We start from the raw sequence: 21,295 nt of genomic DNA, 5'->3' as shown, positions 1-21,295 counted from the left end.
GACCCGTTCGACCACCCCACGATCATCGCCGATGCCATCGCCGGCGAGACGCTGCTTGGCGATCCGCCGGCCGAACGGATCATAGGAATACCGCCAGCGCTGACCGTCCGGCGTGGTCACACCGGTCAGCCGATCGTCGGCATCCCAGCTGTAGCGCCAGGTCCGCGGCTTGCCCGACAGCCGTTTGTGCTGCCGTAGTGTCACCCGGCCCTGGCCGTCGTGCTCGTAGCGGACCCGACCGGCACGGCGGATCAGCGTGCCGGCGTACTCCCGACCGCCCTGCGCCGCATGGTCCCCCCCGTCCCGGCCGTCACGCTGCGCGGGCACCGGCCAGGACGCGTCGATGATATTGCCCGCCGCGTCGTAGGCGTACCGCTCGGACCAGCCGGCCCCGTGGACCGCGGTGACCCGCCGCACCGGGTCGAGATCGAACCGGCGCAGGCCGGCGAGCATGTCATCGATCTCGGTGACATACCCATCCGGACTGTAGGAGTAGTCCCGGCGCTGCACCACCCGCGCCTGCCGGGCGGTCCCGGGCCCGCCCGTGGTCACCGTCTGCGCGGTCACGGTCTGCGACAGCAGCTGATGGTTGGCATCCCACGCCTGCGCCAGCACCACCCCGCTGTCCAGACTGCGCGCCACCTCCCGGCCCGCCTCGTCGTGGACGAACCGCAGGATTCGACCGGCGGTCGCCAGCGACAGCGGCAGATCGTTCGGGTCATACTCCCAGACACTCTCCGCCCCGGACGGCGTCACCCGCCGCACCCGCCGGCCCAGCACGTCGTACGTCGAGGAGACCGTCCGGCCGTTACACGTCTCGGCCAGCACCCGGCCCCGCCCGTCCCGGGTGACCGTGCAGTCGGCGTCGGCGTTCACCGCACGCACGACCCGCCCCACCGCGTCATAGCCAAACGTCGTCACACCGCCCGCGGATCGTGTCTCGGTCACGTTACCGAGCAGGTCACGGGTAAACCGCACCGTCTCCCCGACGCCGTTGGTGCGTGCGATGAGCTGCCCGGCAGCATCATGGACGTAGGCAAGCACCCGCCCGTTGAAATCGGTCTCCCGCACCAGATTCCCGGCCGGGTCGTAGTCATACCGCCAGACCAGGCCCTGGGGGTTGGTGACGGCGACCAGCCGTAGTTCGGTGTCATAGGCGAACGCCAACCGCGCCCCATCCGGGCCGGTCCGCGCAGCCGGCAGATCGAAATGCGTCACCTCGGTGCGGGTCACCAAACCGGCCGCGTCCACATGCTCGACGAGATTGCCCTCCCCGTCATAGCCCCACCGCTCGGTGGCACCGTCGAGCAGGGTCCGGGAGGCGGGTCTGCCCTCCACCGTCCACCCGAACCGGGTCGTCCCGCCCACCGGATCGGTCACCGCGACCACCCGGCCGCACCCATCCCGCTCATACACGGTCACAGCACCGAGCGGATCGGTCACCGCGACGGGCAGGCCGGCGGCGTCGCTCACCACCCGCCGAATCTGGCCGAGCGCATCGGTGACCGCCGCCAGCCGCCCGCGGTCGTCATAGGCGAACCCGGTCCGCGCCCCGACCGGGTCGACCACCGCGGTCAGATTCCCACGGTCATCGTAAGAGCGTTCCCAGCGGGCACCGTCCGCCTCGACGACCACCACCGGCAGCCGCAGCGCGTTCCATGCCGCCGTCGCCCGGCTGCCGTCCGGCCGAACAATCTCGGTCAGGTTGCCCTCGGCGTCGTAGCGATACCGCACGGTCCGGCCCAGCGGGTCGGTCTCGGCGAGCTTGCGGTCATACCGATCCCACGCGTAGACGGTGGCATGCCCGAGCGGATCGACCTGTCGCCGCAGCTGCATCACGTCGTTGAAATGATATTCCGTGGCATAACCGAGCGAGTTGGTCTCCACCGTGACACCGCGCTCGGTGTCGTAGACGATCGTCCCGTCCAGGCAGCCCGCCGAACCCGCGGTCCGCACCACCCGGCCGGCTGCGTCGTAACTGTAGGCGTAGCTGGTGCCGTTCCGATCCATCCAGCTGATCATCCGCCCGGCGGCGTCATAGCCGAACCGCAACGGCCGACCCGAGGAGTTCACCACCTCGACCAGCCGGCCGGCCCCGTCATAGCCGTAGCGGACGATCTCGGTGTCGGGTTCGCCCGCCCGCCCCCGCAACCGGATCGCAGTGATCAGCCCCTGCTGGGTGTCCACCACCAGGTGGTACCCGCCCGAATGGCTGATCTCAGCGAGCGTCCCGTCGGCGGCGTCGTAGCCCGACTCGATACGATTCCCATGACGATCGGTGATCGCGGCGAGCGGCAGCGCCACATTCCGGGCACCGTCGCCCGGGACCGCAAAGTGCAAGGTATGCCCGGCCTGCGGGTCGGTGACGGTGTACGCACCGGCGGCGTCGCGGGCCAACGCCAGCCGTGGGCCCTCGGCTGGCAGCACGGTCGCCCCGGGTGCGGGATGCGGATAGGCGACCAGCACCCCGTCCGGCGCGGCATAACACACCCCCACCTCGTCGATCTCCAGGCGGAGGTCCAACGTCGAACTCCACGACCGGCCAAACCACCACCCGGCCCGGTAGGACGACAGATGGGTCCGCTGCAACGCCCAGGCCAACAAGCCGGGCAGCTCCACGTCAACCTGCGTCAGGATCATCTGCCCGCTCGCCATGTCCACCGGATCCCGCCCGACGAACCGGCAGTGCGCCGCCCGCGCAAACAACCGTGGGTCACGCAACGCGCTACGAATATCACCACCAGCGACCGCGATGCCGTGCGGGATCGCCGTGACGACGCTGCGCGCCTTACCCAGCGCCGCACCGCCAAAGGTGCGCAGCCCGGCACCGACCAGCCGCAGCCCCTCCCCGCGGGCCACCCCCCGACCCACCGCCACCGCGGTCCGCCCCAGCCGCGCGACACTGACCACCCCGCGTCCACCCGGAATCAGACCCAGCGAGTCCAAAGCGAGTTGCCCCAACGACGCCTTACCCTGCGCATACTTCGCCAACGTGTCCGCGAACACCGCCGCACCCGCGACCAGCGCGATCGCCACCAACGCCAACCCGATCGGCCCCGACACAAACAGCGCGACGACCCCCGCGACCATCGCCACGTTTCGACAGAGATCCACAAAGCTGTCCCAGGACCGAAACGGCGCCGACACCGCATCCCACGCCTTCTCATACCACGCCCTGTTCTTGATCCCGCTGTCCGCGAGCGCGTTCTCAATCCCCTGCGCGCAGCTCCGGGCCGCATCCCCCCGCAGCTCCGCCGCATCCAGGGCCAACCGCCGCGCCCGCGCCCGATCCGCACCCGCCACCTGCCCCCGGCTGGCAGCCACCCGAACCTGCCCGGCCACCGCCGCCGCGTCCCACAGCGCCGTCACCGCGCTGATCGAACCCTCGGACAGCTCCGCCCGCGGCCACAGCAGCCACTCCCGGTCCGGTGGCAGTAACGCCCGCACCTCCCCCAACGCCACCCGATAACGATCATCAGCATCCAGGCCCTGACGCAGTGCGCCGCCAGCCTGGGCCTTCGCCTCAGTCAGACCCGCCGCAAAGGCGAACAGGGCGTCACCACAGCCACGGTAGGCCCGGGCCAGCTTCGCCAGCTCCGCAGGCAGCTCCACCAGCGCCTCGGTGAACGCCGGCGCATAGTCACCGGCCATCGCCAGGTCACCGCCGCCGCTCGCGATAGCACGCAGGCGAGTGGTGTTGTGTTCGGCGACCTCAGCCTGGGTTCGCAACCGGACGGCCATCGCCCGCACCGCATCCGGATCACCCGGAGTCGGATCACCCTCCAACCCCAGCACACCCCAGTCACCCACCGCGGTCCTCTCCGCATCCTCACCGACCGTCGCGAGCGGCCCACGACCACACGCTTACAGTCATATACATAGGGTAACATACCCTGATATAATCGGCAACAATGGTCCAAAAAATCTGGCTCCTTTCTGGGCTCAGGCGTACTCGCCGGCCGACGCGGACAGCTTTACCACAGCGACCGCACCCTGAACACCCGAGAGGAAAGCGGGCGCTAGGCGGTACCCGCAGGAGCCCTCTGCTACCCGATCGACATCTGCACCGCGTTCGCCACGCTCGTCCACGACAGCCAGACGACCGGTGCGTTCCGCGGAACACAGAACCCGGCAACGGCCGGCCGTTCGGCACTGTTCCGCAGCGCACTGCCTCCCCGGGGATCCCGACCGCTCGACCCGACGATCGCCGATACCATCCAGGCCCGTAGCCTCAAGCATGCCAGGCCGTGATCAGATCGTCCGGGCCGACCGTCCGGATCGGCAGGCCTGCGACGACACCGTTCCGGCTGATGGCAAGCAACTCCGTGGCCGGACCGGCCCTCGGTACCGCCGCCGTATCACGGACCAGGGTGGCATGGTCGTGCCGGTCACGAGGCTTCACCGTCTGCCATGTGATGCCGCCGGTAAACAGAATCCGGGTGGCGGGGCCGGGGTGCGTAGGCCGTTGAGGCCATCCTGATGACCGGAACCACCTACCGCGGGCCGGTGTGAGCCGCAACAGTAGGTGGAATCGGCCGTTATGATGACGTTTTCTACCTACGACGCCGTTGTATCTGGGTGTTCCGCGGAACACAGAAGCTGACCGCGGGATTGGACCACAAGCCGGTAGACGGAGCGTGTCGTCTCCGCGCCGGCCCAGTATCCGACGGCGCCGCTCACGAGCATCCCCACACGATGTGCGGCCCACGCCCACGGCCCAGCCCGCCACGCTGATGACGGGTGCTTCAAGGTGGTCCTCGGCTACGACGAGCTCGTATATGTCCACAGCTACCGCCACCACGATGAGGATTTTGCCGCCCACCTGCAAAACAGTGCGGACCCCGCCCCCGAAGCGCATCGTGGCCGCCAGTTCCGCGGCCGAAGCCTCCAGCGGGGCCACCCGTGCACCGTGACCGGCAGCCTCGAGTGCGCGTACGAGCGGCATGGGTCCACCGCGGAGGAGGATCTTGGCTGCATCGGCGACCACGGTGAACCGGCCCGGGGTAGCCGAGAAGACCGGTGGCCCGCCCGGAGTCGGGCTGCCTCCAGACAGGATTACCTCCCCCACGTGGGATGCTGAAGCGCGGATCTCCGCGAAGATGCGCTCCAAGGTAAGCTGCCCGTACCGGAGGGCATTCCGGGTGTTGATCACCTCCGTCTGTACGGGGATACTGTTGCCGGCACCCAACTGCCGCATCCGGACCGACGAGTCGAGCTACCCGTGCATCGCACAGCGATGGGCGGATAGCGATGGACGGGTAGCGATGAAGCGAAGTGGGTGCCAGGTCTGGCATCCTGTCCTCATGAAACGATTCAGAAAGGACTATGCCGCGTAGTCGGCCGTCCCAGCTCCGGGCTGTCGGCCGCCAAGCGCGGCGCCAGTCGAACGAATCCTCGATTCCCGGTCTTGCGCGCGGTTCCGGCATGCTCGCGGGTGCGGTTGCCCGGTTGGAGCGCGATCGACTGTGGCCCGGCGCGGTGGCACAAGCCCTGCGACAGTGGTCGCGAATAGCCCACCATCCCCGTCTTGCTCTTTCGGGTGGTTGCGGCTGTCCGTTGTGCAATCCCTTCTACACGACCGGCGAACGCGCGGTTCTCGAGCTCGCCCTCCACGCCCTGCCCGCGCGAGCGGCGCGTGAACTGCGAGGCATGGTGGAGCCGCTCGACGCCCTCTACCTCGCGCGAAGTTGGCCGCTCCCGACCGTCTCGCCGGCCGATGGTTGGTGAGCATGTTCTGCAGATGGGGAGTTCTCCCGATGCGACGCCCCGCCCCACGGGTGCGCTGTCTTCAGACATGAGCCAAGACATTGCAACCAACCCCGGATCCGATCCCAAGATCGACACTGTCCAACGCCTGTACGCGGCCTATGGTCGCGGCGACATCGACGCCGTCCTCGCCGAGCTCGCCGACGATGTCGACTGGGCTGCGGAGGCGGCCAGCACGTCGGTACCGTGGTACGGCAGCTACCGCGGCAAGGGCGAGGTGCCCCGGTTCTTCAAGGACATCGGGTCGAACATCGAGATCACCGAGTTCACGCCGCTCTCGTTCACCTCCAACGAGACCGACGTGATCGCCACCGTCCACTGGGCCTACACGGTGCACGCGACCGGCAAGACCGCGGCGATGTACATGCAGCACTGGTGGCGTTTCACCGACGGGAAGATTGCATTCTTCCGGGGCTCGGAGGACACCGAGCAGTCGGCCGCGGCCTTCTCATAGTCAGTCGCGCGGCCTCATAGTCAGTCGCGCGGCCGGGCGGGCTGATCCGCGCACCGGGGGCCGCCGGGGGTCACCCGGCGGCCCCCGGCGGTCAGCCGCGTGTGAGCGTGAGGGTGAGCACGGACGGCAGCCCGTACCAGTCCGTGGAGACGACGCTGGCGTGATCGGCGGCAAGCTGGGCGACCCTGGCCTGGGCGTCGGCGACCGCCGGGTTGGTGTCGTTGAGGGCGGGCGTCACCGCGTGGGCATCGGTCATCACCAGGATGTAGTGCCGGGTGTCATACCAGGAGGTGTTCACGCTCGTGACATAGGTGCTGGCATCACCGTCGAAGAACACGAACCAGGGTCGGATCGTAATGTCCGAGTACCGCGTCCTTGGATCACCGGTAGCCGCGCCGAGCACCGCCGGGAACATCATGGCGTCGCCGACCTTCCCCGCCGCGTACAGATTCCGGAGGTAGGTCGCGTACTCGACGTCGGTGTGCAGCGTGTCGGTCGGGTTCGCGAGTTCGACGGTGCCCGGAATCACATAGATGATCATTTTTCCGGCCAGTGCGGAGCGGCTGGGCCAGGCGTCCGCCGTGGCCGCCGCGTCGAGGTTTGCATGGGTGCCGCCGAGCAGGTCGGCCGGCCGGTAGATGGAGTCGGTAGCGACATTCGCCTTGATGTAGGCGTCGAGTTCGTCCGGCCCCATCCCGGCTCCGTTGTCGAAGCCCGCCTTCATTTCGATCTTGACGAATACGGGACCAGCGGTCGGATGTGCCACCAGCCACCATTTGATGTCGCTCAGGCAGGAGCCCAGGTTCTGGTTCCGGTTACCGGTGTAGAGGGCCGACGTGCTGTTGGCCACCACGCAGTTGTTGTCGTTGCCGAGCGGGTTGCTGTGGCTCACCCGCCAGCGGTGCGCGACGATGTCGTCCCACGCGTCAAGTTCAATCATGGAAGAACCCGCGTCGAGCGCCTGGGCGAGATAGGTGTAGTCGGCTTTGTCGTAGGTGTTGTGCACCCCCACCGTCGTCGCATGCGACACCCGCACCGAGCCGAGAGCGGCGGCTACCGCCGGCGATGCCGACGTCATCGACGCCACCAGCACCGCCGTGGCCACCCCGGCCACGGACAACAAACGGCGGCCACCCCGACACAACCTCATCACGCCTCCCGGTCCCATCGGCCAGCAGCACTACTGTCCGATAATAAACGGAATAGCCATCGTCGCGAAGTCAATCCGCGAAAGTCCGATATAATCGGATCGCAGGGGAGGCATGCGGACGGGTTCACACGACCGTGGCGAGGAACGTGTCCAGCAGCCCGGTGATCGTCTCGGGTTGTTCCAGCGGGCTGGTATGTCCGCAGTTCGGGACGATCTGCAGGTGGGCGCCTGGGATGCGAGCCGCGATGCGCTCCGCCTTCACCGGTGGAGTGGCCGCGTCCTCGGCACCGACGACGACGAGGGTGGGCACCGTGATCCCGAGAATTTCATAATCCACCGATGAGCGGTCGGCCACCCCCAGCACCGCCTTGCGCACGGCAGCGCGGTCACTGCGGTTGAGCCGGCGCACCCACTCGTCCCGCAGCGCCTTGCTGGCGGGGTCGGCCAGGAAGACAGGGCCGAACATCTGCGGACTGACCTTGCTCAGGATCGGCTTGATACCGAACAGACGCAGGAGCCATGCCAGCTGTTTGTACTCGCCGACCTTGCCCGGCTCCTCCGGCCCGGAGCTGGTGTCCAGCAACGTCAACGAACGCAGCAACTCGCCGTGGCGGGCCGCGACCCGCTGGCCGACGAAGCCGCCCATGGACAGGCCCACCCAGTGCACCGGGCCCACACCGAGCGCCCTGATCAGGGCGACCGCATCGCCGGTGAGGGTGTCCATGTCGTAGCCGTCGACGGTCGCCGGTGTGTCCCCCTGCCCGCGCCAGTCGAGCGCCACGCACCGGTAGGACGCGCGCAGGGCCGCGATCTGGCGATGAAAAACCCAGCCGCTGAACAACAGGCCGTGCCCGAACACAATGGTCGACGCATCCGGTCGACCGGCCGGCGCAAAGGTGTCGGTGTAGGCAATCGTCGCACCGCGGACGTCGATGGTCGGCATGAGTCCCTCGTCTCGATATCTTCTTCGCGTGGTCAGGCGTTGGAGACGGCCGTGTGAGGCACCCTCATATTGCGCATGGTCACGAAAGCGGTGGCACACAGCGTTTCCTCAGCGCCGTCGGCCGAGTAGACATCGGCGGCGGCGACCGTCATGATCCGGCCCGCCTTGACGACCCGACCGCGGGCGATAATTCGCTCGCCTTTCGCCGGGGCCAGAATTTTGACCGTGTAGTCGATGGTCATGTTCACCCATCCGGCCGGCAGCAGTGTGCCGGCCGCAGAACCCCCGGCAAAGTCCGCCAGTGAGCCGAGGACACCGCCCTGAACGAAGCCGTCCTGCTGGGTTAGCTCTTTCCGGTAGGGTTGGATGATCTCGGCTTCTCCCGGCGCCATCCGGCCGAACTCGAAACCCAGATGTTGCGCGGCCGGCATGCTCAGGACCACGGCCTTCACCGCCAGCGCAAAGTCGGGGTTTTCCGCTTTCAACACGTCCATGTTCACATCCTCCCCGCTGATCGATCAATCCCTCACGCGACCGACTGCGTCCGGGGTGCCCAGAGGTCGAACCCGGCCTCCAGATAGCGCCTTCTGGCGGCAGTCCGCATGATCTTGCCGCTGCTGGTTTTCTGCAGTCGACCCGGCAAAGTCAGCACCAGGTCGCTCACGGAAAGCTGGTGCTCGCGCGTTATTGCCGCTCGAATCGATGCGGCGACGTCTGTCGCATCCACCTTCAGTCGTTCTTCACGCTTGATCTCCTGAACCACGACGAGCTTTTCACCGTCGGCGCCGGGCACCGAGAACGCGGCACACCCACCGGGCCTCAGTGCGGGATGCGCCGACTGCGACGTGTGCTCGATGTCATGCGGGTAGTGATTCCTTCCCCGAATGATCAGTAGATCCTTCAACCGGCCCACGATGTACAACTCGCCGTCGACCACCAGGCCGAGATCTCCGGTACGCAGATAGGTGGGTCCGATCTCACCGTCGCATTCGGCCTGGAAAGCCTCGGCCGTCACCTCCGGACGCCGCCAGTAACCCTGTGCCACGTGCTCCCCGGCAACCCAGATTTCTCCGACCTGATTCGCTGGACACGAGCGTCCCGTTTCCGGGTCCACGATACGAACCGACGTTTCCGGACGGACGAGCCCGGAACCTACGAGGGTACGGCCGCGGCCGCTCGGCGCCTTGACATAGCGCTTGTGGCCCAGCTCCCCGGTATCCGCATCAATGGTGCGCGGGCCGCGGCCCTTCTCGCTGCCGGTCACGAGCAGAGTTGCCTCGGCCAAGCCGTAGCATGGGTAGAGCGCCTGCGCGCTGAATCCCACCGACGCGAAGCTCTCGGAGAATCGACGCAGCGTCTCGGGACGAATCGGCTCGGCGCCGTTGAACGCGACTTTCCAGCAGCTGAGGTCGAGATCCGGCAGGTCGCCTCTGGCAGCTCGTGCGACGCAGGCGTCGAATGCGAAGTTCGGTCCGCCACTGGTGTGAGCGCGGTAACGCGAGATAGCCGACAGCCACAGGAGAGGCCAGCGGATAAACGCCATCGGCGACATGAGGATGCTGGTCGCCCCGAGGTAGAGCGGCTGCAGGACGTTTCCGATCAGACCCTGGTCGTGAAACAACGGCGCCCAGCCGACAAACGTCGAGTGCTGATCGTGGCCGAACGCCTGCTGTATCATCTCCTGGTTCGCCACGAGGTTCCGGTGCGAAACCATGACCCCCTTCGGATCGGATGTGGAACCCGAGGTGTACTGTAGGAAGGCAACGGAATCAGCCGAACAGGGCTGCGGGTCGAAATCTGTGTCAACCGCGTCCACCACCTGGTCGACGGGAAACCAGCGGAGCGCCCCGCAGATCGGCTCCAGGGACTCCCTGGTGCTTTCGAGCATCGCGCTGAGGGTGAGTACAGCCGATGGCGCACAGTCTTTCACGATGTTGCGGGTCGCGTCCTGCATCCGATTCTTGCGCGGGGGGTTGACGGGCACCGCGATGACCTGCGCGTAGAGGCACCCGAAGTACGCGACGATGAAGTCCAGACCCTGCGGGAAGAGCAGCAGCGCTCTGTCACCAGGTTTGCAGCCCCGACTCAGCTGCCGGGCCACGGCAAGCGCCCGTGCGTGCAGCTCGCCGTAGGTCAGCACCGCTTCCTCCTCCCCATGTTCAGTCAGGAACACGTACGCCCTGTTGGCCGGCTCGGCGGCGGCGCGGCCCTGGAGGATCTCCGGGAGCAGTGGTCTGTTCCTCACCATTCTCCTTCCATTGGTCGGAGGAACCCGGACGGAAGCGGCTCCAGCGAGACCGGAAGGTGCTTCAGACCGCGGACGATGAAACTGTGGTCCTGCCAGTCGAGTTCCTCGGTCCGCAGTTCCAGGCGTTGCGGACGCCGGTAGAGGCGCTCGAAGGCGACCTCCGCCTGCAGCTGCGCCAGCAGCCCGCCGAGGCAGCCGTGCATTCCGTACCCGAAGGCGAGGTGCCCCTTCGTGTCGCGGGTGATATCGAACTCGTCCGGCCGGCTGAACACCGCGGGGTCGCGGTTCGCGGCGCCGAGACACAGGAGAATCTGCTCTCCCGCCCGTATCTGCTTTCCGTCGATTTCGACATCGCGCGTGGCCAGGCGCTTGGTCAGCTGGAGCGGGCTGTCGTAGCGCAATGCCTCGTCGACGGTACTCTTCGCCAGCTCTGGCCGACGGTGGAGCAGGGCGCCCTGATCCGGGTGCGCAAGCAACGCGCGGAGGCCGTTGCCTATCAGGGATTTCGTGGTTTCGTTGCCGGCCACGAAGCACATGATGCAGACGAAGGCGAGTTCTTCATCGCTGAGCGTGTCACCGCCGCCGGTCGCCGCGGCGAGCAGCTGGCTTATCAGGTCGTCGCCGGGCCGGGACCGGCGTTGCGCGACCACGTCGTCCAGGGCGTCCGCGAACTCTTCGACGACATCACACACATGCGTAAAATCACCGGCTTTCATCAGCCCTGGTTCGAGCAGGAACCGGATGTCATGCGTCCATTGGCCGACGCGTTCGCGCAGGCTGTCCGGGAGCGCCATCCAGTCGCACATGACCGTGACCGGCAGCAGCGCGGCAAAGTCGGCGACGGCGTCCATACCGCCGTCGTCCCACGCCCGCGCCACCAGCTGCTCGGCAACCGCCGAGATACGGGGACGGAGTTTGACGATTTCCTGTGCGGTGAACACCCGGTTCACCAGTGCACGCAGCCGCGCGTGGTCCGGGTTGTCGGTGAAGACCAGCGACTTCTTCCCCAGCCGGACGATCCTGGCTACGTTGTCGTGCGCCAGCCGATTCGCCTGCCGGCTGATCAACTGAGGTATGAGTCCGGCGCTGAACGTGCGGTCACGCAGGACACCCTGCACGTCGGCGTGCCGCGTGAGAACCCACATCCCCAGCGTCCGGTGGACGGGCTGTGCCTGGCGAAGCTGCCGATAGAGCGGGTAGGGGTCGCGTCGGAACTCGGCGCTGAACGGGTTGAACCGAATGGGCGCCGGCCCGGGTCCGGCGGTGTCGGCAGTTGCCGTGCCACCCGTCTCCGACGTCATCGCGCCGGCACCCCACGACCGTTGAAATACGTACTCCTGAAGGGCTGAAGAACGAGCCTGAGCAGGCAGATCTTTCCCATTCGGAAGCCAAGAGCAGAGAGTTTCAGATAGCGCTCATACCGGGCGACCACCTCCGGTCCGACAAGATGAACGGCTTCCTCGCGGTGCATTCGCAGCCGACGTGCCCACTGTTCACACGTCCAGGCGTAGTCGAGCCGACCGTTATGCACCGATTGAACCTCGAAAATACCCTCCGCGGCGGCGGTGATCTCCGCGAGCGTCGGCAGATCCGCTGCCGGAAATATCTCCCGCTGGATGAAGTGGCTCGCATTCTGGCGGGACATGTTCGCGTAGGCGATGGTCTGCAGCGACAACACGCCGTCCTTGTTCAGCCAGGTGCGGCAGCGGGTGAAGAACTCCCGGTACAGGTGGATCTTCTCAGCTGACGAGTCCTCGGGGGTGGCGAAGTGCTCAAAGGCGCCGATGGAGATAATTCCGTCGAACTGGATGTCGGGTTCGTAGTGCAGCCAGTTCTGCGTACGCACTTCCACACCTGGGTACTCCTGGGACCGGACGAAAGCCGCCTGCTCATCACTGAGCGTGAGACCGACCGACCGTTGAACGCGGCAGCTCTCCGCCAACCGCTTCAGGATCGCACCCCACCCACAGCCGATGTCGAGCACGGTCGCGGCACCATCAGCCCGAATCGCGTCCAGGTGAAATTGCAGCTTCCGCTCCTGGGCGGTTTCGAGTGTGTCGTCGGCGCCTTCTCGCATCGCACACGAATAGGTGAGCGACTGGTCGAGCCAAAGACGGTAGAACGCGTTCCCGGCATCGTAGTGATGCCGGATGGCAGCCGCCGCACCGGCGGTACGGTCGCTTTCGAATGATTCAGTCACGGCTACGCCACGTGCCGCTGATTCTGCTCGTACAGATGTGCGGCGATTGCATTGATGGTCGGGTTCTCGAACAACGCCTCGGGCGGCAGGTCGACGCCGTAGCGTTCCTCTATCTCCATCAGCAGGGCGACGGCGAGGGGGGAATCGATTCCCAGCCGATCAAAGTCCGCGTCCAGGTCCACCGCCTCGACCGGCAGGTCGAGGAGACCCGCAACATACTCCTGACACCATTGCGCAATCGCTTCTCTGCTCGGCTTCAAGGTGCTCGCTCCCTATGCCGTGCTACTGGGGACCGGATTGCCGTTCTCAGATTTGCGCCTGGCCGCCATCCGCTCTGCGGACGGAATCTTGACATCCCATGCCAGGCCACAGACCGCAAGCATTTTTATGAACCAGTAGCCTGGATCGAGGCGGTACCAGTTCAACCCGAAAGAAGCCGAATCGGTGAAAGCATGATGGTTGTTGTGCCACGATTCACCAAAGGTCACCAGAGCAAAGATACCGCCGTTCCTGCTGTTCTCCCTGGATTCGTAGGGCCGTGTGCCGAACATGTGCAGGAAGGAGTTGATCACCCAGATGATGTGCTCAAGAACGAAGATCCGCACGAGACCGCCCCAGAGCAGACCGCTGACCGCCCCCTCCCAGCTCTGATAGACGAGACCGCCGACGAGCGCGGGGAGCAGCAGCCCGAGCAGCACCCAGTAGTAGTAAAGACGGGTGACCCGCACCAGGGCACGGTTCTTAATCAGATCCGGCGCATAGTGAATGATGTTCGGGTATTCGTGTCGGCGCATCCACAGGAAGTGGGAGTGGGCCAGACCGCGCAGCCGACCCGCCAGACCGTCGCCGGCGAGATTCGGCGAGTGGGGGTCGCCCTCGCGATCACTGCACTCGTGGTGTCTCCGGTGCAGAGCAACCCAGGACACCAGTCCGCCCTGGCCGGCCATCGAGCCGAGAACTGCGAGCGCCGTTGCCACGGACTGCGCGGCCTTGAAGCTACGATGTGTGAAGAACCGATGATAACCGACGGTGACGCCCAGCCCGGTCACGAGCCACATCGAAAAAAGCAGGGCGATTTCGGTGGCACCGATCGGATGTACCGCAAGGAAAGCGAAGGCGGCTGCGGTACCGAAGATCGGGAGAACATCGAACAGCAAAAAGTGGCGGCGCTGCAGGCGGTGCAGATAGGGATTGCTGATCGCTTTTTTGCGGGGAGTGGATCCGTCCGCTCCGAACTCGGGTTCGGGAATGTACGCTGCGGGCTGGACACCAACCATTCTCGACCGCCCCCTCCTGAGTACTATGCCGAGGTCGCATGCCAGACGGTCCTGACCGTAACAGCCGACGAAGCCGGACCCGAGCGATACGGTGAAGTCCGATCGCAGGATAGGGATTCGTTATCAGGTTCCCGGTGCGTTGAACCAACGTACCGGATATCGCGAAAGGCGCCGGGTTCGGGATGGCAGGCATCCTGCCGGGTACCTCTTATTCACCGGAAGGGGCCACAATGTTTCCCGGCGATTCCGGTGCCGCTGGTCCGGGCGTTGTTCCCGACGACCTATGGTCCCTTCGGGTATCCGCCCGCCTGCTACCTGTAAGGGAGTCAGCATGTCGAGGTTGACAGCACTCGCCCGGTCCGGCCGGAAGCTCGCGGTCGCCGGCACGGTCATGACCGCGGTCGCCGCCGCCACGGTCGGGACAGCCGCAGCGGCCGACCCGATCACGCCGAAGCAGTACTTCGAAGGCTTTGTCAACGGCGCGCCTGCGAACGCCACGATCCAGATGGGCTGCTTCGGCCCGGTCAGCCCCGGCGAGACCGGACATCCGCTCGCCGGCCAGACCGTCGCGGTCCAGCGCGTCGTCGACCCGGTCGTTCTACCCGGCTACACCGGATCGGCCGGCACCACGATTGCCGTCGGCTTCCCCGGCCCCGCGACCACCAGCCCACTGGTCTTCACCAGCTACGGGACGCCGCTGGCCATCCCCACCTCGCTGGTCCTGCCGTGCTCGGGCAGCGCAACGGTCGTGTTCAGCCCCCGGCCGACGAGCCCGACCGCCCGAAATGCCATCGTCACCGTCACCTATGTCGGGCAGCCATAGCCAACCTCCTCCCACCGGGCCCGCCCGCCGGCGCCACCGGCCGACCGATCCTCGGCTGGTCCACCGGCGGACGGGACGGATCCGGGCCGTCCTGACCTGACTCACGGCGACCGCGAACGGCCAGCGGGCCAATCCGTCACCAATCGGATGCACTAGGCATACACCGGACTGGATAGAATTCATCCGAGGGTCTTTTAAAGATCGGCACCAAGATCGGCACCGAGACCGGTTCGGCTGCCATGCCACGCCCGGTGCCGCAGACTGGTGACGGCAAGCCGCGGGATGATGCCGGAAAGAGGAGAAGTCAGGCAATGAGCCGCTATGGCTACGACCCCGCCCGGCGTGCGCTCATCGTCTCCTGGGCGACCGGAACCGGCGACCTGGCCGCAACCGTCGCCGTTCTCCCCCCGGCAACCACTGACAGCGACGCTCTACGACTGGCAGAACAACTGACCTTCCTCACCGCCGCGGCCTGGCGCACCTACACCCACCCGGCCAGCGCCACCCCGAGCCTGGCCACCGGCAGCGAAGGATGGCGCCGCCACAGTGACCGCCAGGCGTTCACCAGCGTGCTCACCGCGATCCGCCACCCCCAGCTGCCCCACAACGGCACCCAGCGCCAGTCCTACGTCATCGTGCACGAGGCCGCACACCGCGTCGGCCGGGCCCTGCACGCGATCGGCAGCCAGGACCTCACCGAAAAGATCACCACCGACGTCCGGGCCGAACTCGACGCCATCGAACAGGCCGAATGCGGCGACCTGACCGGACGGGCCCGCCAGGCCATCACCCTGACCCGCGCGGACGCCTCCCCCGTCCAGGTCGCGGCCGCCGACGCGATCCTGGCCGAGGATCCCTTCGGGAACACCCGCCTGTGCACCGACATCGACCCGGCCGCCGCCGCGACCGCCGCGGCCCACTGGCTCCACGCCGCGGCCACCGTCGCCGCGCACCACACCGGGCTCGACCCCACCCAGATCCTCATCGAGGCCGACAACATCGAAGCACTCCCCCACGAAAGCCCCACCGTCGTCCTCGAACGCATGGGAACCGGAGAGACACCCCGGGACGTCGTCCTCCAGCTGATCACGGACGCCATGGCCGTCGCCGAGGGGGCCATCCCCGACCTCGACACCCTCCTGGCCGCCGTCGAAGCCGCCCACGAACGCGCGGACTCGTTCGAGGACCAGCCGGACGAACTCCGGCACACGCTGATGCCACACCGGCTCACCCCCCTGGACCCGGCCCGGCCCGCCACCGACCTCCTCGAAGACCTCCTCGCCGGGATCCACGGCTGCTGGCTGCTCTACCGCGAATACACCGAGTCCCCAGACGCCGACCCCGACGCCGCCTGTACGGACGAAGCCGACGATGACCACCCCACCGGCGCACCCGGCGCACCCGGCGCACCCGGCGCACCCGGCGCACCCGACGAGGAACGCATCACCACGACGTTTCTCGACCAGGTGCGGGCGGCAGCAGCCGCACGACGCTCCGAACTGCTGTAACACGAGCCGGGTGGCAGCTGGGCCGACCGACCGTGCCCGTGCCCGTGCCCGAATCAGTTCTCCTCCGGGCGAGCTCGAGACCTCACCGGCACCAATGACAGCCCATCGAAGACCAGCACCCGCCTGAATGTTTACGCCCGTCGGTTGCCAGTCGAAGCCTCACCACGGGGCTACGACCCACCCTGGGCTCGGCGCCGGTAGGCCCATGGATGAGGCGTTGTGGCGTAACCCGGCGTCGGCGTCGGCATCGGCGTTCGTGACGTTCGCGGTCACAGCGCCGATCCTCAACGCCGACACAAACGCCAGCACATCAGGTAGCTACCGGACCAAATGGGCATCATCGCCGGATTGGAATGCCACACTGATCGTGTGGTGCGTCCGAGCCTTCGCGGCCCCGAACGGGCGGTGTGGCGGGCGTTCCCGCGTGGCGACGTCGTCGATTTACGGGGGCGAGCGGACCGAACGGTTCGCGCGAGCGTGCTGCGTACGCTCCTGTTGGGCGCCCAACAGGCCGAGCCTGGTCATTTCGCCACGCTGGATCTGATCGGCGCACGCATTGTTGAAATTCTCGACCTGAGCAACACCGACGTGCCGCATCCGGTGCGCCTGCGGGACTGCCAGTTCGATGAACGGCCGGATCTGCACAGTGCCCGGACCCAACAGATTGATCTTGCCGGCTCGGCGTTCCCGGGCCTGCGCTGCTCCGGTGCGATAATCGATGGAACCCTGCGGCTGACCGGCTGCCGCTCGACAGCGGAGATCCGGCTGGTCAGCGCCCGGATCGCGGGAACTTTACTCCTGAACGCCGCCAGGTTTGAGGGCACGGAAAGTGCCCTGAACGCAACACGGCTCACGGTCGGCAACGACATCCTCGGGCAGAAGGGCTTGATCTGCCGCGGCGAAGTGTGCTTGAGCCACGCCGAGATCGGCGGCTCCGTGCGGTTCGACGGCGCACATCTGAGCAGTCCAGGCGGGTCCGCATTGTCCGCGCCGGACATCGTGGTAAGCGCCGTCGTGAACTGCGGCGAGGGCTTCCGCGCCGAGGGCATGGTCGAGCTGTCCTACGCGAGCATCGGCAGCCATCTCTCCTTCGAGCAGGCGACGCTGTCCAATCCGACCGGTACGGCGCTGGCGTGCCAGCACCTCGACGCACGCGAGCTGGTGCTGCTCACCGCTACCCCGATCGACGGCGAGGTAGACCTGCGCCACGCCCGGCTCGGCCTGCTCCGCGATGACCCGGCGACGTGGCCGGACACGCTTCGCCTCGACGGGCTGACCTACGACGCGCTGACCGACATCCACGGTGTGGATCGGTTGCGCTGGCTTCGACGCGACCCGCCCGGATACCTGCCCCAGACCTACGAGCAGCTCGCGGCGGCGTACCGGCGGCAGGGGCGCGAGGGGGATGCGCGGGCGGTCCTGCTCGCCAGACACCGCCGCCGCCGGGAGTCGCTTCCGCCGGCACTCCGAGCCTGGGGATACCTGCAGGACCTCACCGTCGGGTACGGGTACCTCCCGACCCGCGCCGCCGCCTGGCTGATCGCGCTCCTCGTGGCCGGCGGCGTCACCTTCGGCCTGCACCATCCACAGGTCGTCGCGGGAAGCAACCCGCCCGGCTTCAATTCCGTGATCTACACCCTCGACCTGTTGATCCCCGTCATCGACTTCGGGCAGCAAAACGCGTTCGACCCACACGGCGCGCTGGCATGGTTGGCCTACGGTCTCATCGCCGCAGGCTGGATTCTCGCGACCACCATCGCCGCCGGCATCAGCCGCACCCTGGGCCCCAATTAGCCGCGCTCACAGCCCGTCCTTCTCGCCCGGCCATGGCTGTCTTCGTCGCCGGCCCGGTCGTAGGCGGATGATGGGGTGGTGATGTCCAGATTGCGCGGCGGTGCCGACGATGTCCGCTCCCGGGTGGGCGGGCAGGTCCTGGGGCTGGTGGCCGGCCCGCGGGGCCCGGAACGACATGAACGGATCTTTGTAGCCGGCGGTGAACGCTGGTTCGCCGACGACCGCCCGATCCGACGTGTCCACGCGGATGTGTCGATGTTCGTCGGAGGCATGCGTGCGCTGCTGCTGCAGTCGCTGCATCCGTTGGCGATGGCCGGGGTGGCCGGGCATTCGGACTACCGCCACGATCCGTGGGGGCGCCTGCAGCGGACCAGTCTCTTCCTGGCGGCGACAACGTTCGGGCCGACCGAGGAAGCCGAGCGGGCCGTTGCCCGCGTCCGGGGTATCCACCGGCGGGTGCACGGCACCGCGCCGGACGGACGGGCCTATGCGGCCTCGGATCCGCACCTGCTGGGCTGGGTCCACGTCGCGGAGGTCGACAGCTTCCTGACCGCCTATCAGCGTTACGGCAACGGCGCGGCGCTCACCCCGGCGCAGCGGGACGCCTACGTCGCCGACGCTGCGCAGGTGGCCACGAAACTCGGCGTCATCGATCCGCCGCGCACCGAGGCCGAGCTGGTGAAACGACTCGCCGAATATCGGCCCGAGCTCACCGGAACCCCGCAGGCCCGCCAGGCCGCACGGTATCTCCTGCTGCGTGCGCCGCTGCCCGTCGCGGCGCGGCTACCTTATGGCGCACTTGCGTCGGCTGCCGTCGGACTGATGCCGGTATGGACCCGCTGGCCGCTACGGCTCCCATACCTTCCCGCGACCGAGGCCACCGTCGGGCGTCTGGCCGGATGGGGTGTCCTCGCCGGTATTCGATGGGCGACACGTGCGCCCGCCCCTGCCAGCCAGCGCGCCACGGACGGCTGATGGCTGTGGCTATGGCAAAGGCAAAGGCAAAGGCAATGCGGGACGCGGACGGCGTCGACGTCGACCCGGGTGCGGCGGTTGTCGTACGCGGTCTGACGAAGTCCTACCGCGGTGTGCCGGCCGTTCGGGGCATCGACCTGGAGATCCGGCGTGGCGAGATCTTCGCGCTGTTAGGCCCGAACGGTGCGGGCAAGACCACGACGGTTGAAATCCTGGAGGGATACCGTGCGCGCGACGGTGGTGCGGTGTCCGTGCTTGGTCACGACCCGGGCCGGGCTCGGTCGCGGCTCAAGGCCCGGATCGGGATCGTCCTGCAGTCCACGGGCGTCGACCGCTATCTGACGGTGGCCGAGACGATCACGATGTACGCCAGCTACTATCCGCATCCGCGACCGGTGAACGAGGTGATCGAGCTGGTCGGCCTCGAGGCGAAGCGCGATGCCAGGGTGGCGAAGCTGTCCGGGGGCCAGCAGCGACGGCTCGACGTCGCGATCGCCCTCGCCGGGGACCCCGAACTGCTGTTCCTCGACGAGCCGACGACCGGCTTCGACCCGTCCGCCCGACATGAGGCCTGGGATGTGGTGAAGAACCTCGCCGCGCTCGGCAAGACCGTCGTGCTCACCACCCACTACATGGACGAGGCGCAGTATCTGGCCGACCGGGTCGCGGTCATCGCCGCGGGCCGCATCGTCGCGCAGGGCACACCGGCCACCCTCGCCGGTCGCGACACGGCCAGGGCGCGGATCCGGTGCCGCCTGCCCGAGGATGCCCTACCGCCTGAGGAGTTCGCCGGCGTGGCGATAGCGGACGGATACATCGAGTTCACCCCCGACGACATCACCCGGGCGCTGCACCGCCTCACCGGCTGGGCAATCGAACAGAGCGTCAGCCTGGACGGACTGCAGATTGTGCGGCCGTCCCTGGAGGACGTCTACCTGGAGCTGACCGGGCCGCCGTCCGCGGTCGGGGCGGACCGGCTCGGCAGCGCCGCCATCCCGGAAAGGACCTCGCGGTGAACGCCACGGTGAAGGCCGCGGCGCTGACGCTCTCGCAGGTCCGCTACGTGAACAAGGCGTTCTGGCGTAACCCGGCGTCGGCGTTCTTCACATTCGCGTTCCCCCTCATGTTCCTGGTGATCTTCACCGCGCTGCTCGGTGACGGAACCGTGCGCCTCGGCGGCCGACTCATAGCCCAGTCCACCTACTACGTGGCCGCGATGGCGGCGTTCGCGGTGATCACGGCCTGTTACAACAACATCGCGATGGCGGTGACCTTCCAGCGCGACGCCGGTATTCTGAAAAGGACCGACGGTACGCCGCTGCCGAGCGCGGTGTTCCTCGGTGCACGGATGCTGCACGCCCTGCTCGTCGCGGTCCTGCTGGTCGCGATCACGGTTGGGTTCGGTCGGGTGTTCTACAGCGCCGACATCCCCACGGGCGTGACGCTGCTACGGCTCCTGGTGATGCTGGTGGTCGGAGCGGCCAGTTTCTGCGCGCTCGCGTTCGCGGTCACCGCAGCGATCCCCAACGCCGACGCATCGGCCGCGATCGTCAACGCGACCATCCTGCCCCTGTTGTTCCTGTCTGGAATCTTCGTCCCGCTCGGCGACAACGCACCGGCCTGGATCGTGTGGATCGGCCGGATCTTTCCGGTCAAACACTTCGCGGCGGGGATGCAGGCCGGTTTTCTGGGGACCACGTTCCACTGGAGCGACGTCGTCATCGTCGCAGCCTGGGGAGTAGCCGGCCTACTCGCCGCGATCCGCTTCTTCAGCTGGGAACCACGAAACGGCTGAACAGACACGGCCATCGCCGATGGGGAAGCCTCCAGCAAGGCGCGCAGAACGGTCAGGCGCGCAGCACGGTGATCGGGCGACCGGACGGGCTGCTCGCCTGCTCAAACCTGGTGCGGTCGGCGATAGGCGCGGCGTCGGGTCGGCGGTCGAAGACCACCAGGACACCGCGGTCGAGGCCGAGCCGGTCGAGGTAGCCGTCGAGTTGAGTCAGCCCCTTGGCCAGCGGATCGGGTTCGCCGGCCCGCCACACCTTCAACTCGATGCCCTCCCGCTGCACGGCTCGTTTTCCGTCCGGGTTCTGGTAAGGCCAGCGGACGAACAGGTCGATGCGCCCGCGGCCGACGCCATACTCCCGTTCCACA

At 67.3% G+C, this 21,295-nt stretch carries 18 protein-coding genes and 1 pseudogene; 8 read left to right on the top strand and 11 right to left on the bottom strand.

Features of this window, described 5'->3' with window-relative positions; all coding sequences use genetic code 11:
- Both U9983_RS14545 and U9983_RS14540 read right to left on the bottom strand, forming a co-directional pair.
- Nucleotides 1-3,810 (bottom strand): DUF6531 domain-containing protein (locus tag U9983_RS14545; RefSeq protein WP_322754545.1); only part of this gene is annotated, 3,810 nt, incomplete at its 3' end.
- Nucleotides 3,811-4,231: 421 nt separating this feature from the next.
- Nucleotides 4,232-4,402 (bottom strand): hypothetical protein, encoded by a 171-nt coding sequence (locus U9983_RS14540; protein WP_322754544.1) that lies wholly within the window; start codon nucleotides 4,400-4,402, stop codon nucleotides 4,232-4,234.
- Between the two features lie 1,022 nt (nucleotides 4,403-5,424).
- Between U9983_RS14540 and U9983_RS14535 the strand changes: the two genes are divergently transcribed.
- Nucleotides 5,425-5,727 carry a hypothetical protein gene (locus tag U9983_RS14535; RefSeq protein ID WP_322754543.1) on the top strand — a complete coding sequence of 101 codons (303 nt, stop codon included), beginning with the start codon at nucleotides 5,425-5,427 and terminating at the stop codon, nucleotides 5,725-5,727.
- Nucleotides 5,728-5,794: 67 nt separating this feature from the next.
- On the top strand, nucleotides 5,795-6,220 hold the full coding sequence (locus U9983_RS14530; protein WP_322754542.1) for a nuclear transport factor 2 family protein: 426 nt from the start codon (nucleotides 5,795-5,797) through the stop codon (nucleotides 6,218-6,220).
- A 91-nt stretch (nucleotides 6,221-6,311) separates the two neighbouring features.
- Here U9983_RS14530 and U9983_RS14525 read toward each other — a convergent pair whose 3' ends face one another.
- The 8 genes from U9983_RS14525 to U9983_RS14490 all read right to left on the bottom strand — a co-directional run bounded on the left by U9983_RS14525 (nucleotide 6,312) and on the right by U9983_RS14490 (nucleotide 14,038).
- On the bottom strand, nucleotides 6,312-7,370 hold the full coding sequence (locus tag U9983_RS14525; protein ID WP_322754541.1) for a phosphatidylinositol-specific phospholipase C domain-containing protein: 1,059 nt from the start codon (nucleotides 7,368-7,370) through the stop codon (nucleotides 6,312-6,314).
- Between the two features lie 124 nt (nucleotides 7,371-7,494).
- The gene (locus U9983_RS14520) at nucleotides 7,495-8,313 is read right to left on the bottom strand and encodes an alpha/beta hydrolase (RefSeq protein WP_322754540.1); all 819 of its coding nucleotides are present in this window, start codon (nucleotides 8,311-8,313) and stop codon (nucleotides 7,495-7,497) included.
- 32 nt (nucleotides 8,314-8,345) lie between these two features.
- Complete coding sequence (locus tag U9983_RS14515; RefSeq protein WP_322754539.1) at nucleotides 8,346-8,807, bottom strand: PaaI family thioesterase; 462 nt, start codon at nucleotides 8,805-8,807, stop codon at nucleotides 8,346-8,348.
- Nucleotides 8,808-8,839: 32 nt separating this feature from the next.
- Nucleotides 8,840-10,561 (bottom strand): fatty acyl-AMP ligase, encoded by a 1,722-nt coding sequence (locus U9983_RS14510; protein WP_322754538.1) that lies wholly within the window; start codon nucleotides 10,559-10,561, stop codon nucleotides 8,840-8,842.
- The gene (locus tag U9983_RS14505) at nucleotides 10,555-11,862 is read right to left on the bottom strand and encodes a cytochrome P450 (RefSeq protein WP_322754537.1); all 1,308 of its coding nucleotides are present in this window, start codon (nucleotides 11,860-11,862) and stop codon (nucleotides 10,555-10,557) included. The genes U9983_RS14510 and U9983_RS14505 overlap by 7 nt, the downstream gene beginning before the upstream one ends.
- Entirely contained in the window at nucleotides 11,859-12,761 is a 903-nt protein-coding gene (locus tag U9983_RS14500) for a cyclopropane-fatty-acyl-phospholipid synthase family protein (protein WP_322754536.1), read from the bottom strand. The genes U9983_RS14505 and U9983_RS14500 overlap by 4 nt, the downstream gene beginning before the upstream one ends.
- Before the next feature lie 2 nt (nucleotides 12,762-12,763).
- Nucleotides 12,764-13,021 (bottom strand): acyl carrier protein, encoded by a 258-nt coding sequence (locus tag U9983_RS14495; protein WP_322750126.1) that lies wholly within the window; start codon nucleotides 13,019-13,021, stop codon nucleotides 12,764-12,766.
- A gap of 12 nt (nucleotides 13,022-13,033) precedes the next feature.
- On the bottom strand, nucleotides 13,034-14,038 hold the full coding sequence (locus U9983_RS14490) for an acyl-CoA desaturase (RefSeq protein ID WP_322754535.1): 1,005 nt from the start codon (nucleotides 14,036-14,038) through the stop codon (nucleotides 13,034-13,036).
- A 331-nt stretch (nucleotides 14,039-14,369) separates the two neighbouring features.
- On the opposite strand from U9983_RS14490, the gene U9983_RS14485 reads away from it, so the two are divergent.
- The 6 genes from U9983_RS14485 (at nucleotide 14,370) to U9983_RS14460 (ending at nucleotide 20,933) form a co-directional block, all read left to right on the top strand.
- Complete coding sequence (locus U9983_RS14485) at nucleotides 14,370-14,861, top strand: hypothetical protein (RefSeq protein WP_322750124.1); 492 nt, start codon at nucleotides 14,370-14,372, stop codon at nucleotides 14,859-14,861.
- A 311-nt stretch (nucleotides 14,862-15,172) separates the two neighbouring features.
- Entirely contained in the window at nucleotides 15,173-16,369 is a 1,197-nt protein-coding gene (locus U9983_RS14480; RefSeq protein ID WP_322754534.1) for a hypothetical protein, read from the top strand.
- A 477-nt stretch (nucleotides 16,370-16,846) separates the two neighbouring features.
- Nucleotides 16,847-18,163 (top strand): hypothetical protein, encoded by a 1,317-nt coding sequence (locus tag U9983_RS14475; RefSeq protein WP_322754533.1) that lies wholly within the window; start codon nucleotides 16,847-16,849, stop codon nucleotides 18,161-18,163.
- An 81-nt stretch (nucleotides 18,164-18,244) separates the two neighbouring features.
- Nucleotides 18,245-19,138: an oxygenase MpaB family protein gene (locus U9983_RS14470; protein WP_322754532.1), complete on the top strand. Its 894-nt coding sequence runs from the start codon at nucleotides 18,245-18,247 to the stop codon at nucleotides 19,136-19,138.
- Complete coding sequence (locus tag U9983_RS14465; RefSeq protein WP_322754531.1) at nucleotides 19,138-20,154, top strand: ABC transporter ATP-binding protein; 1,017 nt, start codon at nucleotides 19,138-19,140, stop codon at nucleotides 20,152-20,154. Before U9983_RS14470 ends, U9983_RS14465 begins: the two co-directional genes overlap by 1 nt.
- Nucleotides 20,151-20,933, top strand: a complete 783-nt coding sequence (locus tag U9983_RS14460) for an ABC transporter permease (protein WP_322754530.1) — start codon at nucleotides 20,151-20,153, stop codon at nucleotides 20,931-20,933. The genes U9983_RS14465 and U9983_RS14460 overlap by 4 nt, the downstream gene beginning before the upstream one ends.
- A 52-nt stretch (nucleotides 20,934-20,985) precedes the next feature.
- Here U9983_RS14460 and U9983_RS14455 read toward each other — a convergent pair.
- Nucleotides 20,986-21,295 (bottom strand): annotated as a pseudogene (locus tag U9983_RS14455) (ATP-binding protein); the annotation flags it as partial.

Source organism: Protofrankia sp. Cas3 (assembly GCF_963555955.1).
In the GTDB taxonomy this organism is placed as follows: Bacteria; Actinomycetota; Actinomycetes; order Frankiales; family Frankiaceae; genus Protofrankia.
This window is presented reverse-complemented; position numbering and strand designations above follow the sequence as displayed.

Coding starts and splice junctions, on each gene's coding strand:
- U9983_RS14535 (WP_322754543.1), top strand. CDS start 5,425: ATGCTCGCGGGTGCGGTTGCCCGGTTGGAGCGCGATCGACTGTGGCCC.
- U9983_RS14530 (WP_322754542.1), top strand. CDS start 5,795: ATGAGCCAAGACATTGCAACCAACCCCGGATCCGATCCCAAGATCGAC.
- U9983_RS14525 (WP_322754541.1), bottom strand. CDS start 7,370: ATGAGGTTGTGTCGGGGTGGCCGCCGTTTGTTGTCCGTGGCCGGGGTG.
- U9983_RS14520 (WP_322754540.1), bottom strand. CDS start 8,313: ATGCCGACCATCGACGTCCGCGGTGCGACGATTGCCTACACCGACACC.
- U9983_RS14515 (WP_322754539.1), bottom strand. CDS start 8,807: ATGGACGTGTTGAAAGCGGAAAACCCCGACTTTGCGCTGGCGGTGAAG.
- U9983_RS14510 (WP_322754538.1), bottom strand. CDS start 10,561: ATGGTGAGGAACAGACCACTGCTCCCGGAGATCCTCCAGGGCCGCGCC.
- U9983_RS14505 (WP_322754537.1), bottom strand. CDS start 11,862: ATGACGTCGGAGACGGGTGGCACGGCAACTGCCGACACCGCCGGACCC.
- U9983_RS14490 (WP_322754535.1), bottom strand. CDS start 14,038: ATGGTTGGTGTCCAGCCCGCAGCGTACATTCCCGAACCCGAGTTCGGA.
- U9983_RS14485 (WP_322750124.1), top strand. CDS start 14,370: ATGTCGAGGTTGACAGCACTCGCCCGGTCCGGCCGGAAGCTCGCGGTC.
- U9983_RS14480 (WP_322754534.1), top strand. CDS start 15,173: ATGAGCCGCTATGGCTACGACCCCGCCCGGCGTGCGCTCATCGTCTCC.
- U9983_RS14470 (WP_322754532.1), top strand. CDS start 18,245: ATGTCCAGATTGCGCGGCGGTGCCGACGATGTCCGCTCCCGGGTGGGC.
- U9983_RS14465 (WP_322754531.1), top strand. CDS start 19,138: ATGGCTGTGGCTATGGCAAAGGCAAAGGCAAAGGCAATGCGGGACGCG.